Source organism: Robertmurraya sp. DFI.2.37, assembly GCF_029211245.1.
GTDB classification, from domain to species: domain Bacteria; phylum Bacillota; class Bacilli; order Bacillales; family Cytobacillaceae; genus Robertmurraya; species Robertmurraya methanolica_A.
Genome location: NZ_JARGEJ010000427.1, coordinates 1 through 340, shown reverse-complemented (window position 1 = coordinate 340; position 340 = coordinate 1). Strand labels below are relative to the sequence as shown.

The window sequence follows — 340 nt, the reverse complement described above, 5'->3', positions numbered from 1 at the left end:
CACAAACCAAGAAGCTCTTTCTTTCCCTCTATGGTATAGCCTAGTATCGTATAAACTGCGTATTTTTTAGTCTCATAGTCATTTCGAATGGTGGTGTATAGGCAATCGACGAAAACAAAAGGATAACCGTTACTCAAAGGACGGTTTTGCCACTCCTCTAATTCAGGAAGTACTGCATCTGTAATATCGGATACCATTTCATGAGACACAGAAAAACCATAGATCTCCTCTATCGTAGAAGAGATGTCTCGTTGAGACATTCCTCTGGCGTACATCGCAATGACCTTATCCTCGATAGAGGATACGTCTCTTTTACGCTTTGGAATCAATTGGGGTTCAA

The 340-nt window shown here is 40.9% G+C and carries 1 protein-coding gene; it reads right to left on the bottom strand.

Going from position 1 to position 340, the window contains the following annotated elements; genetic code table 11:
• On the bottom strand, positions 1-340 hold a 340-nt coding region (locus PZE06_RS27155), incomplete at both ends, for a transposase (protein WP_275792262.1).